At 45.9% G+C, this 20,297-nt stretch carries 25 protein-coding genes, 1 pseudogene and 1 riboswitch; of the genes and pseudogenes, 14 read left to right on the top strand and 12 right to left on the bottom strand.

Annotated features, from left to right (window positions below):
- Positions 1-14: 14 nt before the first annotated feature.
- The 3 genes from NYE43_RS06065 to NYE43_RS06055 form a co-directional block, all read right to left on the bottom strand.
- Positions 15-185, bottom strand: a complete 171-nt coding sequence (locus NYE43_RS06065; RefSeq protein WP_003224527.1) for a YqaE/Pmp3 family membrane protein — start codon at positions 183-185, stop codon at positions 15-17.
- A 63-nt stretch (positions 186-248) separates the two neighbouring features.
- Positions 249-557 carry a metal-sulfur cluster assembly factor gene (locus NYE43_RS06060; RefSeq protein WP_003224525.1) on the bottom strand — a complete coding sequence of 103 codons (309 nt, stop codon included), beginning with the start codon at positions 555-557 and terminating at the stop codon, positions 249-251.
- A 63-nt stretch (positions 558-620) separates the two neighbouring features.
- Positions 621-1,388 carry a prolyl oligopeptidase family serine peptidase gene (locus NYE43_RS06055; protein ID WP_024120892.1) on the bottom strand — a complete coding sequence of 256 codons (768 nt, stop codon included), beginning with the start codon at positions 1,386-1,388 and terminating at the stop codon, positions 621-623.
- Positions 1,389-1,507: 119 nt separating this feature from the next.
- On the opposite strand from NYE43_RS06055, the gene NYE43_RS06050 reads away from it, so the two are divergent.
- From NYE43_RS06050 to NYE43_RS06040, 3 genes are all read left to right on the top strand, one after another.
- Positions 1,508-2,320, top strand: coding sequence for a Cof-type HAD-IIB family hydrolase (locus NYE43_RS06050; RefSeq protein ID WP_103672314.1), 813 nt, complete (start codon positions 1,508-1,510; stop codon positions 2,318-2,320).
- 104 nt (positions 2,321-2,424) lie between these two features.
- Complete coding sequence (locus NYE43_RS06045) at positions 2,425-2,577, top strand: hypothetical protein (RefSeq protein WP_024120890.1); 153 nt, start codon at positions 2,425-2,427, stop codon at positions 2,575-2,577.
- Positions 2,578-2,775, top strand: a complete 198-nt coding sequence (locus tag NYE43_RS06040; RefSeq protein ID WP_003224518.1) for a DUF3813 domain-containing protein — start codon at positions 2,578-2,580, stop codon at positions 2,773-2,775. It begins immediately after the preceding gene.
- A 31-nt stretch (positions 2,776-2,806) separates the two neighbouring features.
- On the opposite strand, the gene NYE43_RS06035 is transcribed toward NYE43_RS06040, so the two are convergent.
- Together NYE43_RS06035 and NYE43_RS06030 are read right to left on the bottom strand one after the other, a co-directional pair.
- Positions 2,807-3,262 carry a BsuPI-related putative proteinase inhibitor gene (locus NYE43_RS06035; RefSeq protein WP_308314990.1) on the bottom strand — a complete coding sequence of 152 codons (456 nt, stop codon included), beginning with the start codon at positions 3,260-3,262 and terminating at the stop codon, positions 2,807-2,809.
- An 18-nt stretch (positions 3,263-3,280) separates the two neighbouring features.
- Entirely contained in the window at positions 3,281-4,123 is an 843-nt protein-coding gene (locus tag NYE43_RS06030; RefSeq protein ID WP_024120888.1) for a YitT family protein, read from the bottom strand.
- A gap of 138 nt (positions 4,124-4,261) precedes the next feature.
- Here NYE43_RS06030 and NYE43_RS06025 point away from each other — a divergent pair, with 138 nt between their 5' ends.
- Positions 4,262-5,116, top strand: coding sequence for a DegV family protein (locus NYE43_RS06025; protein WP_024120887.1), 855 nt, complete (start codon positions 4,262-4,264; stop codon positions 5,114-5,116).
- A gap of 42 nt (positions 5,117-5,158) precedes the next feature.
- On the opposite strand, the gene NYE43_RS06020 is transcribed toward NYE43_RS06025, so the two are convergent.
- The 4 genes from NYE43_RS06020 to NYE43_RS06005 form a co-directional block, all read right to left on the bottom strand.
- Positions 5,159-6,781 (bottom strand): M4 family metallopeptidase, encoded by a 1,623-nt coding sequence (locus tag NYE43_RS06020; protein WP_341061282.1) that lies wholly within the window; start codon positions 6,779-6,781, stop codon positions 5,159-5,161.
- Positions 6,782-6,917: 136 nt separating this feature from the next.
- Entirely contained in the window at positions 6,918-7,211 is a 294-nt protein-coding gene (locus tag NYE43_RS06015) for a DUF3784 domain-containing protein (RefSeq protein WP_024120885.1), read from the bottom strand.
- A 19-nt stretch (positions 7,212-7,230) separates the two neighbouring features.
- Complete coding sequence (locus NYE43_RS06010; RefSeq protein ID WP_326366227.1) at positions 7,231-7,818, bottom strand: HAAS signaling domain-containing protein; 588 nt, start codon at positions 7,816-7,818, stop codon at positions 7,231-7,233.
- The gene (locus tag NYE43_RS06005; protein ID WP_010333707.1) at positions 7,815-8,162 is read right to left on the bottom strand and encodes a PadR family transcriptional regulator; all 348 of its coding nucleotides are present in this window, start codon (positions 8,160-8,162) and stop codon (positions 7,815-7,817) included. Before NYE43_RS06005 ends, NYE43_RS06010 begins: the two co-directional genes overlap by 4 nt.
- A 181-nt stretch (positions 8,163-8,343) precedes the next feature.
- On the opposite strand from NYE43_RS06005, the gene NYE43_RS06000 reads away from it, so the two are divergent.
- Genes NYE43_RS06000 through NYE43_RS05990 form a run of 3 tightly spaced genes read left to right on the top strand, consistent with a single transcriptional unit; the run spans position 8,344 to position 10,381 of the window.
- Entirely contained in the window at positions 8,344-8,880 is a 537-nt protein-coding gene (locus NYE43_RS06000; protein ID WP_024120883.1) for an SdpA family antimicrobial peptide system protein, read from the top strand.
- Complete coding sequence (locus NYE43_RS05995) at positions 8,865-9,800, top strand: sporulation-delaying protein SdpB family protein (protein ID WP_216394528.1); 936 nt, start codon at positions 8,865-8,867, stop codon at positions 9,798-9,800. Before NYE43_RS06000 ends, NYE43_RS05995 begins: the two co-directional genes overlap by 16 nt.
- Complete coding sequence (locus NYE43_RS05990) at positions 9,797-10,381, top strand: sporulation delaying protein family toxin (RefSeq protein WP_024120881.1); 585 nt, start codon at positions 9,797-9,799, stop codon at positions 10,379-10,381. Before NYE43_RS05995 ends, NYE43_RS05990 begins: the two co-directional genes overlap by 4 nt.
- Positions 10,382-10,434: 53 nt before the next feature.
- Here the strand turns inward: NYE43_RS05990 and NYE43_RS05985 are convergent.
- A pseudogene (locus NYE43_RS05985) lies at positions 10,435-11,333 on the bottom strand (CvfB family protein).
- Between the two features lie 98 nt (positions 11,334-11,431).
- On the opposite strand from NYE43_RS05985, the gene NYE43_RS05980 reads away from it, so the two are divergent.
- The 7 genes from NYE43_RS05980 (at position 11,432) to NYE43_RS05950 (ending at position 18,688) form a co-directional block, all read left to right on the top strand.
- Positions 11,432-11,923: a YajQ family cyclic di-GMP-binding protein gene (locus NYE43_RS05980; protein WP_044156433.1), complete on the top strand. Its 492-nt coding sequence runs from the start codon at positions 11,432-11,434 to the stop codon at positions 11,921-11,923.
- A gap of 107 nt (positions 11,924-12,030) precedes the next feature.
- A riboswitch (SAM riboswitch) is annotated at positions 12,031-12,148 on the top strand.
- Positions 12,149-12,238: 90 nt separating this feature from the next.
- Positions 12,239-14,077: a bifunctional homocysteine S-methyltransferase/methylenetetrahydrofolate reductase gene (locus NYE43_RS05975; RefSeq protein WP_103672315.1), complete on the top strand. Its 1,839-nt coding sequence runs from the start codon at positions 12,239-12,241 to the stop codon at positions 14,075-14,077.
- Positions 14,078-14,175: 98 nt separating this feature from the next.
- Positions 14,176-14,625: a GNAT family N-acetyltransferase gene (locus NYE43_RS05970; protein ID WP_101860826.1), complete on the top strand. Its 450-nt coding sequence runs from the start codon at positions 14,176-14,178 to the stop codon at positions 14,623-14,625.
- A 4-nt stretch (positions 14,626-14,629) separates the two neighbouring features.
- Entirely contained in the window at positions 14,630-15,481 is an 852-nt protein-coding gene (locus tag NYE43_RS05965) for a GNAT family N-acetyltransferase (protein WP_341061272.1), read from the top strand.
- Positions 15,482-15,570: 89 nt separating this feature from the next.
- Positions 15,571-16,839: an MFS transporter gene (locus NYE43_RS05960; protein WP_213418504.1), complete on the top strand. Its 1,269-nt coding sequence runs from the start codon at positions 15,571-15,573 to the stop codon at positions 16,837-16,839.
- An 8-nt stretch (positions 16,840-16,847) separates the two neighbouring features.
- Positions 16,848-17,963 carry a mandelate racemase/muconate lactonizing enzyme family protein gene (locus tag NYE43_RS05955; RefSeq protein WP_341061269.1) on the top strand — a complete coding sequence of 372 codons (1,116 nt, stop codon included), beginning with the start codon at positions 16,848-16,850 and terminating at the stop codon, positions 17,961-17,963.
- A gap of 95 nt (positions 17,964-18,058) precedes the next feature.
- Positions 18,059-18,688: a YitT family protein gene (locus NYE43_RS05950; RefSeq protein WP_341061267.1), complete on the top strand. Its 630-nt coding sequence runs from the start codon at positions 18,059-18,061 to the stop codon at positions 18,686-18,688.
- Positions 18,689-18,733: 45 nt separating this feature from the next.
- Here NYE43_RS05950 and NYE43_RS05945 read toward each other — a convergent pair whose 3' ends face one another.
- Together NYE43_RS05945 and NYE43_RS05940 are read right to left on the bottom strand one after the other, a co-directional pair.
- The gene (locus tag NYE43_RS05945; protein ID WP_105990569.1) at positions 18,734-19,492 is read right to left on the bottom strand and encodes a phosphosulfolactate synthase; all 759 of its coding nucleotides are present in this window, start codon (positions 19,490-19,492) and stop codon (positions 18,734-18,736) included.
- The gene (locus NYE43_RS05940; protein ID WP_341061264.1) at positions 19,489-20,172 is read right to left on the bottom strand and encodes a 2-phosphosulfolactate phosphatase; all 684 of its coding nucleotides are present in this window, start codon (positions 20,170-20,172) and stop codon (positions 19,489-19,491) included. The genes NYE43_RS05945 and NYE43_RS05940 overlap by 4 nt, the downstream gene beginning before the upstream one ends.
- Positions 20,173-20,297 lie beyond the last annotated feature (125 nt).

The raw sequence follows: 20,297 nt of genomic DNA, 5'->3' as shown, positions 1-20,297 counted from the left end.
CTCTTTTTTCCAGATTATCGTCTTGCCCGTTTTTCAGCGCGGCGGTCAGCCACGATAAAACAAGCGTGAATGGCGCCCGGCAGCCAAAAGATGCATGTCAATATGAGATTGAGCAGGGCCTGAAACGGCTTTCCCGTAAACAAAACAGCAAGCGGCGGACATAGAACGGCAAGCAGGTACATCATTTTGCTTCACTCCTTTTCAGCTGTAAAAAGGACAGCCTCACAGTAAGGCTGTCCTCTTTTGTTTTATTGTATGCCAAGCGCGATTTTTGCATATCTTGACATTTTGTCCCGAGTCCACGGCGGATTCCACACAATGTGAACTTCCGTCTCTTTCACTTCCGGAATGTCCGCAAGCGCTTTTTTCACTTCATCCACAATAATCGGTGCTAAAGGGCATCCCATTGACGTCAGTGTCATTGTGACGTGCGTTAAGCCGTCTTCATCCATATCAACATCGTATACTAACCCGAGGTTTACGATATCAACGCCAAGCTCAGGGTCGACAACCTGTTCCAGGGCGCCCATAATGTTTTCTTTTAATGCTTCTTCCACGTTCCCTCACTCCTTTTTTCTACAGTATAACGTAAATCCGGCCTGTGTTTACACCTTTGTGCTTTATAAATGCGTTTCAAACCATTCAACGGTTTTTAACACAGCGGCCCGCGGCACTTTGTGATCGGCTCTTTCATCCGCAATGAACTGGAGATGTTCCGGCTGCTCGCTGTAATAAGATTTAATCGTGTCATAAAATTTCCGGGTCGGCGCGTAAGGCACGACTTGATCTTTAACACCATGCCAAAATAAAAGCGGGCGCTGGCGAAGTTTCTCCGGCTGAAGGCTGAGATCCAGCACTTTAAGGCGCTCCATGAGCTCCCGCACCCTTTCCTCCGGCACATCGATATCGATGCCCTGAGATTTGATGTGGTCGATCTGCTGCTGAAACAGCTCGACATAATTCGGGCTTCCCATCAGGCTGACGCCGGCTTGTACCCAGTCATAAACCGTTAAGGCGCCAAGCGTTGTAATGCCGCCCATTGATGTACCCGCAAGCCCGATACGGCCGCCTTCTATCAGGCCTTCCTTCTCAAAATGGTTCTTGAGTACTTCAAGCTCTTCAATCTCGTTTAGCACGATGTCCCAAAAATGGCCGGCCAGCTTTTCAACAGCCATTTGCTCTCCCCGTTCACCATGGTGCAGAGCCTCCGGCAGAACGGCTCTAAAGCCCTTCTCCGCAAGCAGATAAGCAATATGAAGGTTGTGTTCCTTTGCGCTTGCAAAGCCATGTATAAAGAAAACAAGAGGAACAGCACGGTGCCGGTTCTCTTCTTTTACAATATGTAAAAACGGAATGCCGGAAACGGTCTGATTTTCAATTTGAATCACAATGTCCCCTCCTTAGGATAACCATAATCATAAGTGTAACATGTAGACAATAAAGATGGTAAAAAGCTACACTGTCATTAAGGCAACTCGCGTAAAATCTTAGGTTAAAGGAGCTTTTCATGGAGACAAAACCCTATGTAATCGCATTAGATTTAGATGGAACATTATTAAAGGACGATAAAACAATATCAGAAAACACCCTTCAAACGATACAGCGCCTAAAAAATGACGGACATTACGTCTGCATCTCCACCGGCCGGCCGTACCGTTCAAGTTCCATGTACTATGAGCAGATGAATCTGACAACGCCGATCGTCAATTTCAATGGAGCGTTTGTCCACCATCCGCAAGATGACAGCTGGGGACGGTATCATACCTCACTGCCGCTTCAAGTTGTCAAACAGCTTGTGGATATCAGCGAGACCTACAACGTACATAATATACTTGCTGAAGTCATCGATGATGTGTACTTCCATTATCATGATGAGCATCTGATTGACGCCTTTAACATGAACACAACAAATGTCACCGTCGGCGATTTGCGTGAAAATCTCGGTGAGGATGTCACCTCTGTGCTCATCCATGCGAAAGAGGAAGATGTGCCAGAGATACGAGCTTATTTAACAGATGTGCACGCCGAGGTGATCGATCACAGAAGATGGGCAGCCCCGTGGCATGTGATTGAGATTATTAAAAGCGGCATGAACAAAGCGATTGGCTTGCAGAAAATCAGCGATTACTACGGCGTGCCGCGAGAACGGATCATCGCTTTTGGCGATGAAGATAACGACCTGGAAATGCTCGAATTTGCAGGATGCGGCGTCGCCATGGGAAATGGAATTGACGCAGTCAAGCAGATCGCTGACAAAACGACGGGTTCCAATGAAGAAGATGGGGTCGCCCAATTTTTGAAAGAATATTTCTCAATATAAAGAGCGGAGTGTTTTAATTTTTCCCACTTATAAACCTTTACCCGCCCCAGCATACTATGGGAGACGACTCATCTCGTCAAAGTATGGAAGGGGGCAGTCTCACAATGGGTAAACGAAGCAAATCCAAAAGGTTTATTCAGCAGGGTAAAGACTCCATCGGGCAACACGCCGCAAGATTTCCATATCGGTCTACTTTAGAAGAAGCTCACCAGCATGCCGCGGCACGAGACTCGGCTGAAAGGCAGTATGAATATTAAATGAGAAACGAACTGTTTCAGCAGGCGAAATCATTTGTTCAACAGGCTGTCATGGTGACAAACGGCTTTGAGGAAGGCGATCAGGAGCAAGCGATTCTGAGGGCCAAAAATGCTGTGTCTTCTGCGTATGCCAATTCGACAGATGCGGAACGTCAACAGCTTCATCAATTTCAAGATCAACTGGATAAATTGCAATAAAAAAAAGGCTATGGCGATTCGCCATAGCCTATTATTTGACCTCAAACTGCTGAACAGCCTGGACCTGCTTAAGATTCTCCGCTTTGCCCTTAAACGTCACCTTCACCTCGTATGTTCCCGGCTCCGGTACTTCCTTCCATTCATCAGTGAAATCATAGGTTTCTCCCGGTTCAAGCGTCAGGTTTTGAAAAGCCTGTGTAAACATTTTGTCTTTCGAATAACGGTATCTTTCTTTGTGTTCTGAATCGTACACGACAAGTTCAAATTTTTGTCCCGTGCTGAATTGAAACTCCACACTGCGTTCGCTTTGGTTCTTCAGTGACATGTTAAACTTGATTTGTTCAGGCTCCTGAATTGCGTCAACAGATAAAACAACCTCTTGATTCTCCATTCCGCCTGATACCTCCTTATCGGGTTCTGTCTGCTCATTTTTCCCGCAGCCTATTAATAGCACCACAGGCAAGAGCATCACAAGCAGCCGTTTCACGACTTCCACCTGCTTTCGTCAGTCTTTTCTAAAGAAACCAAAAATCCCGGTCGTTTGGACAATGTTTGTAAATGCTTTCGGGTCCACTTCTTTTACGATTTTTTCTAAATCGTACAATTCATACCTCGTGATGACGATAATCATCATTTCTTTCTGCTCGTTTGTAAAAGCTCCTTTGGCTGGGACAGTCGTTATGCCCCGCACCATTTTTCCATAAATGGCTTCTTTGATTTCGTCCGCTTTTTTCGTCACAATCATTGCTGTCAGCTTCATGTGCCGGGTATGAATCGCGTCGATCACCCTCGTTGTCACATACAAAGTAACAAGGGTATATAAAGCTTTCTCCCAACCTTGCAATAATCCTGCCGTCAGAATGATAATCCCGTTCAGAATAAAGAAATACGTGCCGACGGGTTTATCCTTCCACTTGGCCAGCACCATAGCGACGATATCAAGGCCGCCTGTCGAAGCGCCGTACTTTAATGTTAAACCGATTCCGACCGCGGAAATCACGCCGCCGAATACCGCGTTCAGCAGGATGTCATGAGACAGTCTCATTTCAGGCAGGATTCCCATAAACAATGTGGTCAGTGCGACACTCAAAATGCTGTACACCGTAAACGATCTGCCGACCTTCAGCCATCCTAAAATACCGACCGGAATATTTAAGAGGAACAAGAGCGTTCCCGTCGATATGTAGAAAGGGGCATATTGGTCAACGACGCTTGATAAAAGCTGGGCGACACCTGTGAATCCGCTGGCATATACATCTGCCGGAATCAGAAATAAGTTCAGCCCGGCCGCATTAAGTAAAGCCCCGATGATGACGATGAGTAATTTTTTTGTTTGATCTAGTACCATGGCATGTTCCTCCGCTCATTCTTCTTTATTATGTTTTCCCTTAAAACAAATATTTGAACACGATTTTGACAAATTAATATGATATAGTTGGCTTAAATCACATGATGACGAGCGATAAACGGAAAGAAGGGAAGCAAAATGACAGTTCATCTCATCGCTGACAGCGCCGCTGATCTGCCTCGTTCTTATTTTGAGGAAAACGGCATTGGCTTTATCCCGCTTAGGGTTTCTCTCGGCGACAAAGAATATGAAGATGCAGTCACGATTCATTCGGAACAAATATTTGAAGCGATGCAAAATGGGGAAGCGCCAAAGACGTCCCAAGCCTCACCGCAAACAATTAAAAATGTATTTTTGCAATATGCCAAAACAGGAGAGCCCGCACTTTACATCGCTTTTTCCTCAGGACTCTCCGGCACCTATCAGACAGCCGTCATGATCGCCAATGAAGTGAAGGAAGAATTCCCCGATTTTGATTTGCGGGTGATTGATTCCAAATGCGCTTCATTAGGCTGCGGTCTGGCCGTCCGGCATGCACGCGAACTCTGTATCAACGGAAATACAATACAAGAAATTGAAACGTCTGTAAAGAGCTTTTGCGCACAGCTTGAGCACATTTTTACAGTCGATGATTTAACGTACCTCGCCCGGGGCGGCCGAATTTCAAAAACGTCCGCTTTTGTCGGCGGTCTGCTCAATATTAAACCGCTTCTTCATATGGAGGACGGCAAGCTTGTGCCTCTTGAAAAAATCCGCGGACAGAAAAAGCTGTTCAAACGGATTATTGAATTAATGAAAGAGCGAGGAGACAATTGGAGCGAACAAACCGTCGGAATCAGCTATGCCGCTAACGAAGGAACAGCCAATGAAATGAAACACTTGATCGAAGACGCGTTCAAGCCGAAAGACATCATCATGCACTCCATCGGCTCTGCTGTCGGATCCCATTCCGGGCCGGGCACACTGGCCATATTTTTTCTGGGAAGATCATAAAAAAACAGCCAGGCTAAAAAAGCCCTGGCTGTTTTTTCATTTTTATTGGATTCCCACTGCGTCATACGCCTTTTCGACAGAAGCTGATTGCTTTGAGTCTTCACCGTATAAATCATTGGCAGCTTCGATTGCCGCTTGCTTCATCATGCTGAAGTCTGAAGAAGGCGTTACATAATATGTCAAAGCCCGATAATAAATTTGCTCGCAAGCTTCACGCCCGATCCCCTCTACCCGCACATCATGGTGCACGCCGCCTTCTGCGAGAAGATATGCCGCTTTATTGTGGATCGACGAATTAATATGCACCCCGCCGTAATCCTCTGTGCCCGTATAACGGTTTGAATAATGATCCGGATTCCCCTGCTTGGAAGGGTCCTCTAAGGAACGTAAAGCATCCCCGCGTACATCCGGCGTATATACATCCTCGCCGATTTCCCAGTCATCCCGGTCTGTCATCGCCGCCATAATATCAGAAATGGATTCGTTTAACGCGCCGGGTTCTCCCTGATATAAAAGGCCGGCGGAATACTGGGTGACCGCGTGTGTCATTTCATGCGCCACAATGTCGAGCGATCCGGACAGCGGCTTAAACCTAGCGCCGTCACCATCCCCGTACACCATCTGCACACCGTTCCACGCCGCATTGTTCCACTGTGTTCCCACATGTACGGTAGACGTAATTCTCGCGCCGTTTTGATCAAAAGAATGGCGGCCGTACGTGCGGCTGTAATAGTCGTAAACGGTTTGTGCGTTTGCATGGGCATCTACAGCCGCCGGGTCATGAAATACGGACGTGCCGCTGACCACTTCACTGCCTGTATACCCGATCAATTGAGACAAAAGGGTAAACAAGGTTTCGTTCAGGTTCTTTGCGTCAAAAGTATTTATCCCTTTTCCCCTTGTTTCGTCAGCCAAATAATAACGCCCATTCTGTTCAGTTACTTCAAAGCTTTTTTCTTCGCCTGATACGCCGATCCCTGTACCGGCTGCTTCATGAATGGCATTAAAAGAATCGATGACCTTTCCGCTTTTGGCATTAATGAAATAATGCCAATAACCAGGCTCAGGTTCAGACGTCGAAAGTCTTACAAGGTAGGCAAGATCATATGCGCCTTCGTGCGGATAAATATATAATTCGGCTTTCGGTTCTCCGTCAACATACTCGATTTTTCCAATGGAGGCCTCAAGCGCACGGCGCGCTGTATGTATGGCTTTTTTCTTAGATACAGACGGTGTGACAGATATGTCATTTATTTGCGGGTGCACCTTCCCGAAGAAACTTTTCACTTGTTTGTTTTCCTTCATCGCGACCGCCTGTCCAAAACCGTAAACAGGAATCCCTTTATACACTTCCTCTAATTTAAAAAATGTTTGTTTTGTCTTTGAATCCTTTAGTGTTTTTGAAATGCGAAAATGTCTGTTCGCGTTTCCTTTAAGCTTAAAATGCGTTTGTTGCTTGTCCAGATATGAAAATAGCGCTTCTTTCTGCGTTAGGTTTTGAGCTGGCTGCCATGATGGCTGTGATTTTTCGATGATGTATGAAGGGGTTTGATACGTATGGTCGTATTTGATGCTTTGATCTGCTGAGGCATTTGATGCAAAAACACATTGAGCCGCCGTGCATAAGCCGGCCATAAACAGAGATGTTTTGAACAGTGCACGCAAAACACCACATCCTTCCTGTTTTGGAATCTATTTTTTCGTTCATCCTAACAAAAAAACCGAAACTTGTATGTGGTGCTTCGTTCCTATTTTCAGGAAAAAGAAAGAAGGACAGAGGTTTCGCTCCGTCCTTCAGCTCCTATTCTACCAGTTTTTTATTCACGTAAATAATAACCCCTGCGCCATATGCCAAAATAAGCGGCGGAATCAGCTGCTCCTGGCCTTGAAATGAGATAAAGCTGTTCAGCAGAATGAACAAACCGGAATTCAAGAAAAAGTAGCCTGCTATTCTGGCCAGCCGATCCTTATCCCGGATACGTGCCTCATTAAACCCCGCCAGCATCCACGTCTGTTTTTTGATCCCGACAAAATAGGCTACCACAAAGAATAAAAGCGAAATGACAATTAATAGATAATTGATGCTGATCTCCATATTACAGCCTCCTACAACATTACTTGACGTTTAAATAAAGAAAAAAAGCGGCACAGCTAACCACAATCAGCAGAAGGACGACGAATGCATTGATGAGCGGCTGCACAAGAAGCAGAACAGCCAAAAACAGCAGATAGCCCGCACCGACCCTAGAAATCGTGACAATCTCATGTTGAGAGCGCATTTTGTTTTTTCTTACACCCGCAAACATCATTAACTTCTTCCGCTTCCACACATAACCTGCGAGCACCGCCAAATAAAGAGCCAATGGCACATATCTGTATGAGGGCGGCAGCAGCGGCAGGAGTATGATCACAGCAATAAGAAAGACTGAAAGTCCGCTTTTTCCTAACACAGAACCCCTCCGTTTCTGTTCCTCCCCTTCACCCATCATCGCTTCGGCAAGCTCTTTCGGATGAGAAAACTCATTTTCAACAGCTTCCCGCAGCTCCTCTACACCATGGCCGGCATTCAATCTGTCTTGTACAAAAGCGGTTAAATGGCCCTTCAATTCGGCTATCGTATTTTCTCTCTCTACTTCAGGCATATTCGCCAGCTCAGCGTTTAGTTCCTCCGTATAGCGGTCAATGATGTGCTGTGCATTCATAGCAAATCCCCCGATAAAGACAATAAAGCTTGATGGGTTTCCAGGTACTTCTCCAGCCGTTCTTTTAACATCTCTTCTCCTTTTTGCGTCATTTTGTAGTACTTCCTTTTCGGGCCGTCCAAAGAATCTTGCCAAAAAAATTCGACCCAGTCCTTCTCCGTCATCCGTTTCAAAATCGGATAAATCGCACCCTCTGAAATAGCCAGTGCCGGGGTTGTTTTTAAGGACGATGTCAGCTCATAACCATACATCGGTTTTGAGCGCAGCAGGGATAAAATAGCCAGCTCGAAAATCCCTTTGCGAAATTGAACAATCCAGCGGTCGTTAATTTGATTCGTTTTCATGGTTTAAATATATCGAAAAAATCACTATATATCAATGACATATAGATATGAAAAATGTCCTATTTTTCCCATTAACAAAAATGGAATTTCTCATACTTTTTAACCTTTTTATTACAAAAATGTTTTTATATTATGAAAAGTAAGAAAAATGAATTTCTTCAGTTTAAAAAGGAGCAGTCGAATGCAGAAATCGATATCATTTTTTATCATTTTTTCAGTCCTCTGGGGGTCTTTATTTCTGTTTTCAATCATTGGCAGCTTAGGGACAACACCGATTCCGCTGACAAAGGACTCCAAATTTCTCATGTCCAGCGTCATTCCTCAAGGCTGGGGCTTTTTCAGCAAAAACCCCCGTGATACCGCCATCGGCTTATATGAAGATGGAGATGCCAGCGCCAAGGTCAGGTGGCCTAATATGAGGGCTGATAATCTATTCGGCCTGTATCGTTATGGGCGATCGCAGGGCGTAGAAATGGGCGTGATCTACAGCCAAGTCGGCAAGGAACAGTGGACAGAATGTAAAGAAACGGACCTGAGTGCCTGCAAAAGCAAAGCCAAAACCGTTCAGCTGCAAACACCGGCGCCCCGCCCGCTGCTTTGCGGCAGCTATTATTTAACGAAAGAGGATATCGTTCCGTGGAGTTATTCTAAATACACCGCTTCGTCTTATCAGGTAAAAAGCATAGTCAAGGTTGTGATCTCATGCTCGAAAACATAAAACAGACCATCACCGGATGGGACAAAAAAAACCCGTGGACAAATGTATACGGACTCGCGCGAAGCATTATTGCTTTATCCAGCCTGCTGACGCTGCTTGTCAATCATCCGAGCCTCATTATGAAGCCAGCCAGCGGAATCAGCAGTTACCCTGCTTGTAAAATGAATCTCAGTCTCTTTTGCCTCGGCGAAAATAACTATATGATGTTAAATCTGTTCAGGTGGGTCTGTATTGCCATTCTGGTGCTTGTTGTGATCGGGTGGCGCCCCAGAATCACCGGGATTCTCCATTGGTATGTCAGTTACAGCCTGCAGTCGTCGTTAATTGTCATCGACGGAGGCGAGCAGGCGGCCGCAGTTATGACATTTTTGCTCATTCCTATCACGCTGACCGATCCGAGAAAATGGCATTGGAGCGGAAGGCCTGATGATGCAAAGGGCCAAAGAACAATTGGAAAAATCACAGCATTTATTTCTTATTTTGTCATCAGACTCCAAGTGGCAGTGCTTTATTTTCACTCTACTGTCGCTAAGCTGTCTCAGCAGGAATGGGTTGACGGTACAGCCGTCTATTATTTCGCCCAGGAAAAAACCATCGGCTTCAACGGCTTTTTTCAGGCATTAACGAAGCCGTTTGTGACTAGTCCGTTTGTGGTGATTCCGACATGGGGGACGCTTCTCGTCCAGATTGTCATCTTTGCGGCACTGTTCGCGCCGAAGAAGCATTGGAGATTGATTTTAATCATCGCTGTTTTTATGCACGAGATATTCGCGGTTATGCTGGGTTTAATCAGCTTTTCACTCATCATGGCCGGCATTTTGATATTGTATCTCACTCCAATTGATTCCACGTTTCAATTTACATATATACGCAGACTGAAGTGGAATAAAAAAGAAAAGAAGGGAGAGGTTTCAGTTTGAAGAAGGCGTTTCTTGTATTTTTGTCGGTTGTATTGGTGACGACAGTGTTTTTGGTGAAGCAGCAGGAAAGTGTAGCACAGGCGAAGCAGCTTGAGTATTCAGGTGAAGAGATTTTTAAAGGGTTTGTGTTTGCTCAGGGTGAAGTGGGCAAAAAGCTTCCAGAGGTATTTAATAAAGCCATGACTGACAAGCTCAACACAAAACAGGCAAAGGCTTTTGCCAATCAGGTTGTTGCTGATATCAAAAAAGAGGATGCTGACTTTTTTGACAATCTGAAGAAAGCTGTTTACAGCAAAGATGCAATGAAGGTAGATGAACTGCTGAAAAAAGCAGGTCAAATCGTTGAAGAAAAAGTAGAAGCTGCAAAGGACATCGCCGCTTCCAAGGATGATACGTCCAGAGTTCAAGCCGAGCTCGTCAACACGGTCGATACCGCTAACTATTTCTATTATGTTTCTTATGTTGCCGCAGCCGGTGCGCTGATTCTTGTCATTCTTGCCATTGATATTACGCCGATCGCGATTTCAGACAATGTGGATCGCGAAATGGCAATCAGAACGCTGGTTGATGAATTAAATTAGAAATAAAAAAGGCTCGCTCCGCAGTTCTGCTGCAGGTGAGCCTTTTTCATGCACTATTTTTTCTCGTATGTCCAGCCGTCTTCCTGATACACTTTTCCGTTTTTCATTAAGTGGCCAAGCGCCCGTTTAAAGGCAGCCTTGCTCATGTTAAAACGTTCTTTGATATCATCGGGCTGGCTTTTGTCGCTGTACGGCATGGCGCCGTTTCTCGTTCTTAAATACTTAAGAATATACTCGGCATCAACAGACAGCGCATCCTGCTTTCTCGGAAGAAGCGACATATTCACTGAGCCGTCTTCCTTCACTTGAATCACACGTCCTGTCACTTTTGAGCCGAGTCTAGGCTCTTCTTTTCTTTCTGATGAATGAATAAAACCGCGGATTCCGTCATCCGTAATGATGAACGATCCTGAAGCGATCAGCCTGTACACCGTTCCGGTCAGCTCTTTATTCATCAGATCGTCTGAAGCGTCCGTAAACAGCTCGCTGATGATGTCCTCCGGTGCGGGTTTGGCAAACATGCGCCCCCGATTTGTCACCTTCAGCATACAGTAGAGCTTATCCCCTTTTTGCGGCCAGACATCTTCATACGGCGGCAGATGCTCTGTTGCGACAAGCGCGTCTTTCGAAAGGCCGACATCGACAAATACGCCCATATCCTCTACCGTGTCCACCACTTCTACCCATCCGTATTCATCAGCGCTGATGACCGGAATTTTCATCGTTGCTGCAAGCCGTTCCTGCTGGTCAACGTATATAAATACCTCTACCTCATCTCTGTCTTCTATATCCTCTGTCACTTCACTGTTATGTAAGAGAATCGTATCTTCTCCATCGGTTAAAAAGTAACCGAAGTCCGTTTCGTGATCTATACTCAAGGTTAATTGCTGCCCTGGTCTCATGCTATCGTCCTTCCTCTTCCCGCTTATTTCACTGCGGATCTTGTTAACATTTTTTCCAATCATCACAAATTGATTCTTTGTTCTGTTGGAAGTTTCTCTTTATTCTACTATAATCAACACATAAGTTAAATGTTATGGAGGTTTTCATATGGCAAAAGAAAGTTCATTTGATATTGTATCCAAGGTGGAACTCCCTGAAGTGCAAAACGCGATTCAAATCGCACTGAAGGAAATCAGCACACGCTATGACTTCAAAGGGAGCAAAAGTGACATTTCATTAGATAAAGAAGAGCTTGTTCTTGTTTCCGATGACGAATTCAAATTAAGCCAGCTCAAGGATGTGCTTGTCAGCAAATTGATTAAGCGCAGCGTGCCTACAAAAAACATTGATTACGCCAAAATTGAGAACGCGTCCGGCGGCACCGTACGCCAGCGCGCAAAGCTTGTTCAAGGGATTGACAAAGACAACGCCAAAAAAATCAATACCATCATCAAAAACTCCGGACTGAAAGTAAAATCTCAAGTGCAGGATGATCAAGTGCGTGTCACCGGAAAAAACAAGGATGATCTTCAGCAGGTTATCGCAGCAGTTCGAGGTGCCGATCTGCCAATTGACGTTCAATTTATAAATTTCAGATAAATTTTCTGATTCCTATTGATTATTGTCTTTATTTTCGGTAAATTTGGAGAAAGGGAAAATGCCAGGCATCTTTTGGCATCTCCTGAACATGTAAAATTTCATATCCGTTCTTATCAAGAGAAGCAGAGGGACTGGCCCGACGAAGCTTCAGCAACCGGTGTAATGGCGCATTGCCATGACCAAGGTGCTAAATCCAGCAAGCTCGAACAGCTTGGAAGATAAGAAGAGACAATATCACTGACAAAGTCTTCTTCTTAAGAGGACTTTTTTTATTTCTCTTTTTTCCTTGCTGAATGTGAATAAAGGAGGCAGACAATGGGACTTTTAGAAGATTTGAAGAAACAGGTGTTAATCGGTGACGGCGCAATGGGCACGCTGCTTTACTCCTTCGGAATAGACAGGTGCTTTGAGGAGCTTAATCTTTCAAAACCTGAGGAAATTCAGCGTATACATAAAGCCTATGTCGAAGCGGGAGCAAACATCATTCAGACCAACACGTACGGAGCGAACTATATTAAATTATCGAGACACGGCCTTGAAGATGACATCAAAAAAATGAATCAGGAGGCTGTAAAAATCGCGCGGGCTTCCGCCGGCGATGCGTATGTGCTCGGGACGATGGGCGGCATCCGCACGTTTAACAAAAATGCGTACAGCCTTGACGAAATCAAACGAAGCTTTCGCGAACAGCTGTATTTACTGCTGCATGAAGAGCCAGACGGTTTGCTGTTAGAAACGTATTATGATTTGGAAGAAGCCCGTGAAGTGCTGAAAATCGCCCGAAAAGAAACCGATCTTCCGATTATGCTGAATGTATCCATGCATGAGCAAGGCGTACTTCAGGATGGAACGCCGCTTTCTGATGCGCTGCGCTCGGTTGCGGATCTCGGTGCCGATATCGTCGGCATTAACTGCCGGCTCGGCCCTTACCACATGATTGAAGCGCTCAGTGAAGTGCCGATTTTTGATGACGTGTTTTTATCTGTCTACCCGAACAGCAGCCTCCCCTCACTCGAAGAAGGCCGGCTTGTATATGAAACTGACGACAAGTATTTTCAAAACAGCGCAGCTGAGTTCCGCAAGCAAGGCGCGCGGATTATCGGCGGCTGCTGCGGCACCACGCCAAACCACATCCGGGCTATGGCAGAGGCTGTGGGCGGACTCGCCCCTGTTACGGAAAAGTATGTAAAGGTTCGGGCAAAGGAATTGGTGACCGTTCAGCACGAACGGACAGAGCCGGGATTAAATGAAATCGCTGCGGAAAAGCGCTCAATTATTGTTGAGCTGGACCCGCCGAAGAAATTGAGCTTTGACAAATTTCTGTCCGCCGCTGCCGAATTAAAAGAAGCGGGAATCGATGCCCTGACGCTCGCCGATAACTCACTGGCAACCCCGCGGATCAGCAATGTTGCCTGCGGCGCCCTTGTCAAGCAGCAGCTCGATATGCGGTCTCTTGTCCATATTACATGCCGGGACCGAAACATTATCGGCCTCCAGTCACATTTAATGGGACTCGACACATTAGGGCTGCATGATGTGCTGGCGATTACCGGCGATCCTTCTAAAATCGGTGATTTCCCGGGTGCAACGTCTGTCTATGATTTAACATCCTTTGATTTAATCAGGCTGATTAAACAGTTCAATGAAGGGCTGTCTCTGTCCGGAAAACCGCTCGGAAAGAAAACCAATTTCTCAGTGGCCGCTGCTTTTAATCCAAACGTCCGCCATCTCGATAAAGCCGTAAAACGGCTGGAGAAAAAAATAGACTGCGGCGCTGATTATTTTATCTCACAGCCCGTCTATTCGGAGCAGCAGCTTGTCGATATTCATAATGAAACAAAGCATTTGAAGACTCCGATTTATATCGGCGTTATGCCGCTGACAAGCAGCCGGAACGCTGAGTTTATCCATAACGAAATTCCGGGCATCAAGCTGTCCGATTCCATCCGCGAAAAAATGGCGCGCGCCGGCGAAGATAAAGAGAAACAAAAGGCGGAAGGCCTTGCGATTGCACGCTCCCTGCTGGATACTGCCTGCGAGCTGTTTAACGGCATCTATTTAATCACGCCTTTTCTCAGATCTGACTTGACGTCGGAACTTACTTCTTACATTAAGCAAAAAGATGAACAGCGTCAGAATATTTATTTGCATTAACATCGCTTTCTAAGACTGTCCGAACCAATTGGGCAGTCTTTTTCAAACCCGATTCGTGTTACGATATAGAAAATAAATCACATAAGAGGAGGAACATCATGCTTGAAGTGAAAACCATACCCGCAGAAGATACATATGAAATCAGGAACCGCATTTTGCGTCCCCATCAATCAATTGAACAATGCAAATATGAACAGGATCAAGCAGAAGGCTCTTTCCATCTCGGCGCTTTTTTTGAAGGAACGCTGATCAGCATCGCTTCCTTTTCTCCCGAAAATCAGCCGCTATTGACTGATTCACCCGCATATCGGCTTAGAGGCATGGCAACGCTCGAAGAATACCGTGATCAAAAAGCCGGAAGCACACTGATCACATACGCGGAGCAGAAGCTGGCCGATATGGGCGTGCAGGCGGTCTGGTGCAACGCAAGATACCATGTGAAAGGCTATTACGAAAAGCTTGGCTGGAAAGAACTTGGCGAGCCGTTTGAGATTTCCGGCATTGGCACCCATATTGTGATGTACAAAAAAACAGGAACAAGCAGGTGATGACATGCATTCAGCAATTGAGCTGATTCAGCTTACTGAAAAACATGTGCCCGGCCTATTGCGTCTGTGCCGGCAAGCCGGGTGGCCGGATTACGGCGAACGAGAGCTACAGTTGCTTGTAAAACATGGACGCTTCTTCGGGTATCAAAACAGCCAAGGAGACATCATCTCCTGCATCGGTTTGTTTTTGTATGGCCGACTTGCTTCTATCGGACTCGTTATCGTCGACAACGAGTACAAACGGCGAGGTCTGGGGCGGCGTATGGCGAACGCGTGTATCAGCCAAGTCGATGAAAACACCGCCATCATGCTTTGCGCCACGAAGGAAGGTTTGCCGCTTTATGAAAAAGCCGGATTTCAAACAGCGGGTTCAATCCGCAAATACAGCTGTCAAAGCTTCAAGCCGCTTACAAAGCAGCATGACATTGAACTGACATCTTTTACAGAAAAGGATTTTCCGGAATTAATCGCGGCTGATCAAGCCGCCTTTGGCGGAGACAGAGCAGCACTTCTGCATCATTTGATCTCTCAGTCAGCGGAATGTGTAATTGCCAGAAATAATGAAGGCACATTCATTGGCTATGGCTTATCTGTCCAAACACCGGCCAATCTGAAATTAGGCCCGCTTATCGCACCGTCACCGGGTCTCGCTGCTGTATTGGTCAACAGGCTGGCCGCAGGAAAACAAGGACCCATCCGAATCGACGTGCCTGGGGAAAGCCCGTTGCTGCATGACAGCCTGGAAGCAATGGGATTTCACTTAGACGATGAGCCCCCGCTTATGATGTACCAAAAAAAGATGCTGCCTGCACGAAACAGACAATTATTCGCTGTCATCTCACAAGCGCTCGGTTAACCCTTTTTTACCCGAACAGGAAGATTCTGTTCGGTTTTTTTAATGCCTTCAGGGACACTCTAAGCAGAAGAAAAGGAGTGTGCTTTGAGATGGAAACATCAAAACAAAATAACGGAATGACGATTGTAGCTATCGGTTCAATCCCTTTAATATTAACCCTTGGAAACTCTATGCTTATTCCTATACTGCCAAAAATGAAATCTGAACTTCATTTATCCCAATTTCAAGTCAGTCTCGTGATCACGGTGTTTTCCCTGATTGCGGCGTTTGCGATTCCGATTGTCGGCTATCTCGCAGACCGGTTTTCACGGAAAATCATCATTATTCCCTGCTTATTTTTGTATGGAGCAGGCGGATTGCTGGCCGGGTTTGCGGCAGGTTTTTTTGACAATGCTTATCCGTGGGTCATGGCTGGCCGGGCTCTTCAGGGTATCGGAGCAGCCGGAACGGGACCGATTGCGATGGCGCTGTCAGCGGACCTATTTAAAGGCGCGCAGGAAAGCAGAGTGCTCGGCCTTGTTGAAGCGTCAAACGGAATGGGGAAAGTTCTATCGCCGATTATTGGTTCACTTATCGCCCTGATCGTTTGGTATGGCGCATTTTTTGCCTTTCCTGTGTTTTGTATCATTTCAATCGTACTGACTTGGATTTTTATTAAAGAAAAGGAAAAAGAAAAAGAACCGCCTCCTATCGGAAAATATGCAAAAGGGCTGTTAAGTGTATTTAAGCATGAAGGCAGATGGCTGTTTACCGCTTATTTAGCCGGGGCTACCTGTTTGTTTACCTTATTCGGCATTTTGTTTTACCTATCAGACGTACTGGAAAAAACATACGATACAGACGGCGTCAAAAAAGGGCTGATTTTGGCGATTCCCCTTTTGGTCATGTGTGTGACATCCTATACGACGGGCAGCAAAATCGGACAAAAGCAATCGTTAATGAAAAAACTGATCGTCATCGGTTTAGCGTTTATGACTGTGTCTTACGCGGCACTGTCATTCATTGAAAATCTTGTCCTCTTTATCAGCGTTCTCGTGCTGAGCAGTATCGGTTCAGGCCTTGTCCTTCCTTGTATTAACAGCTTTATCACAGGCGCTGTCGGCAAAGAACGACGGGGTTTTGTGACATCGCTGTACGGATCAGTGCGTTTTCTGGGGGTGGCGATCGGGCCTCCTATTTTCGGGCGCTTGATGCAGTGGTCAAGACCCGGCATGTTCTTAAGCATTGCGGGCTTGACACTGGTTGTCGGTATTCTTGTGCTTACGCTGATTCATGTCAAACAAAATAAAGAAGAAACGAATGAAAAAGAAGAGCCTGCAATGAATGGCAATCGGCTTCAGCCGGCTGAGGAAAGGTAGCGTCCGGTTTGAAAATCGAACGGATCGAGACCTTTCCGCTCTTGCACCGATTAGAGAAACCTTACGGAGATGCAAACGGATTTAAACAATACCGGACATGCTATCTGATCAGAATTATCACAGAAAGCGGCATTGACGGCTGGGGAGAGTGCGCGGATTGGCTCCCGGCCCTGCATGTCGGTTTCACAAAACGAATCATTCCCTATCTCTTAGGTAAACAGGCAGGCAGCCGCCTGCCTTTAGTGCGCACAATCAAAAAATGGCATCAGCGGGCGGCATCGGCTGTAAGCATGGCACTGACGGAGATTGCGGCAAAAGCGGCAGGTTGTTCCGTATGCGACATGTGGGGCGGGCGGTACAGAGAAGAACTCCCTGTATATGCCTCTTTCCAATCATATTCAGACCATCCGCAATGGATAAGCAGCTCGCTTACGAATGTTGAAGTTCAATTGAAACAGGGCTTCAATCAAATCAAAGTCAAAATCGGCGGGACAACCTTTGAGGAAGATGTGCGGCATATCACTGCCCTGCAAACCACGGCCGGCAGCTCTGTTTCTATTATTCTGGACGCAAACCAAAGCTACGATACAGCAGCAGCTTTAAAGTGGGAGCGTCTTTTTTCGAAATGGGCCAATTTTAGCTGGCTGGAAGAGCCTCTGCCTTTTGACCAGCCGCAGGATTACACTTTGCTGCGGAGCCGTTTATCCGTTCCTGTCGCCGGCGGAGAAAATATGAAAAGCGCGGCACAATTTGCGCCTCTCCTCTCACAGCGCTGCCTGGATATTATTCAGCCTGATGTCATGCATGTCAATGGAATCGATGAGTTTCGCGACTGCCTCCAGCTCGCGCGTTATTTCGGTGTGAGAGCGTCTGCCCATGCCTATGACGGTGCTCTTTCCCGGCTTTATGCTTTATTTGCGCAGGCCTGTCTGCCTCCGTGGTCAAAAATGGAGAACGACCAAATTGAACCGATTGAGTGGGACGTAATGGAGAATCCTTTTACAGAACTGATCAGCCTTCAGCCTTCAAAAAGTATCGTGCACCTCCCGAAAGGAACAGGGATCGGCAAAGAGATCAATATGGAGATCATCAATCGGTATATGTGGGATGGTTCAGCGTTTTAAGCTGTACCATCCCTTTATTTATAGACATAAATCATGGACAGCCTCATAAAATGGTAACAGCGGACAAGTCTTTTCATAAAGGAGCAAATGACTTAATGGCTGAACTGCTGATGAAAGCAAAACTCACGTTTATGATTGTCACAAGCGGTGTATTACAGGGACTCGGCATGTCCTTATTTTTATTTCCGCATGATATTCCGACAGGCGGGGCGGCAGGTATTGCGGTCTTATTGCACCATTTGTTTCACATTCCCCACGGCTTCTCGGTATGGGCTGTGAATGTGTCGATGCTTTTCACTGCTTTAAAATGGCTGGAGATGAGAACATTCACCGGAACTCTCGCCTCGATTACCGTCACCTCTGTATCGGTATTGATCTTCGATGTCATTTTTCCGGACATCACCTCAAACCTGTGGCTTGATTTGGCAAGCGGCGCTGTTTTATTAGGACTCGGCATCGGACTTTTATACAAATATAAAATTTCTAACGGAGGGTTTGGAGCCCTTGCTCTTATGATCTCAATTTACCGGGGCGGAAACCCGGGAACCATCTTGCTCATTATGAATTGCATCATTTTTATGATTACCGCATCAATTATTGCCTGGGGCATTGTGATTCAAGCTCTGATTTGCCAAGTGATATCAACAAGAGTCATCGACTTCATCTATAACATCCGCCTGACCTCTCTTCCCATACTTACGCCTATGTACCGTCATAAAAAATAATAGGCAAGAGGCTCTCCCGATACAGAGAGCCCTGCAGCCGCTGTTTTACAAATAAAAGGTATCGGATCTTAACCCCAAGCGCAAAGTCTCCAGAGCAATCGCATCATGAAATGAGATATTCGCCAGATTGACATTCGGCCCGATCCTTTGAATAAAACCTTGCTGGAGCGTTTTGTTCGGTGCTTCAAATATCATTCGGCTGATATCAATATCCGACAAAATGATATCATCAACGATTTGAAACCGGACATCTCCGCTGCTGGAACAGATCCCCCCTGTCCCGCTTTCCCTTGCTTCCGTAATCACTTTCTCTGCGCCTGCCTCCATATCTTCGAGAATATACTCAAGCCATTCCTCAGAGCACTGGCAGCTTGATACTTCCTCATCCTTGCTGCCCACCTCGCTGAGCACAAGAAATTCATCAGAAAAATCAGCAATATAAGCCGCTTTTTCTTTATTCGTCATCGGGAGAGTGCCGTTTGAAATCTCAATATATTCGCACCCGAAGTAGGTGCAGTACCGATGAAATTCGTTGACTTTATTCTGGCTTACATATTTCTCAAACAGCGTGCCGCCGAAGAAAAACTTCACGTCATGCTCTTTCAGGGAGCTGATTTTTTCTTCAAGGTCTTTCGTAAGTAATGAAGTGCCCCAGCCGAATTTCACAAAATCTATATAGTCGGATGCCGCGCCTATCACATCTTTGAAAAACTGTAAGGGGTAGCCGTTGTCGATTAAAATGGTCTGTCCGTTTTCTCTCGGTTTACTTGTTCTCACTGGCAATTCTAGTGAAAAATCATTCATATCATGACCCTCTCTATCGTTGGAACTTCTCTTTCTTGTTTTACTTTCATCACGAAATCGCCCGTTATTTCTTTTGTACAGTACGCAATGTCTTCCGGTTCAAATAACGGCTGGCTCCTGTCAAAAAACTTCTCCGCAACGGATGAGTTTTTGATTCTTTCAATCACTTCGGCCGCCGCACCATTCGTCCCTTCTATGATGCTTTTGATATATTCCGCACACGCCATATCATCATCACCTGACGGATGGGAAGCCACAATGTTCAGCACACAATCTTTTGCAGCGAGCTTTTTCACATATTCCGCTGTTGTTCTGGCATTAGAAAATCCGGTCACAAAAAGATGCTTGGCCTTCAGCGCTCCTAACGCCGCTGTGACGCCGTTTGTCGTTTTCTGGATCAGCCGCTTATCCGCCATATCCTGCTCTGCCATACGTTTTGGAGAATTATCCAAATCAAATCCTTTGATTCCGACCCCCTTTTCCTCTCCTGTTAATACATAATCCGGATAGGTTTCTTTCAACTTGAAAGCTTCTTCAGTTGTCCGGACCAAGAGAATTTCTTTCGCCCCGCCGATAAAAGCAAAATGGGCCACGGTAAAGGCTCGAATGACGTCAATAACGATATTGATATCTGCCGGGGCAAGTGAATGATGATGCCCCTGATAAATGGTAATCGGCATAATACCTCTCCTTGGGCATAAAACCATTTTGCTAAAAAGCATATTCAGCTGGTCTCTTATTGGTTCCGCCGCGCCTCCGTCTCCTCATTTTAGGCGGCCGCACACCTAAAAACCCTGAACCTTTA

Source organism: Bacillus sp. FSL R5-0434 (assembly GCF_038004745.1).
Classification (GTDB): domain Bacteria; phylum Bacillota; class Bacilli; order Bacillales; family Bacillaceae; genus Bacillus; species Bacillus halotolerans.
The sequence above is the reverse complement of the archived record's forward strand: the minus strand, read 5'-3'. Positions and strand labels throughout refer to the sequence as shown.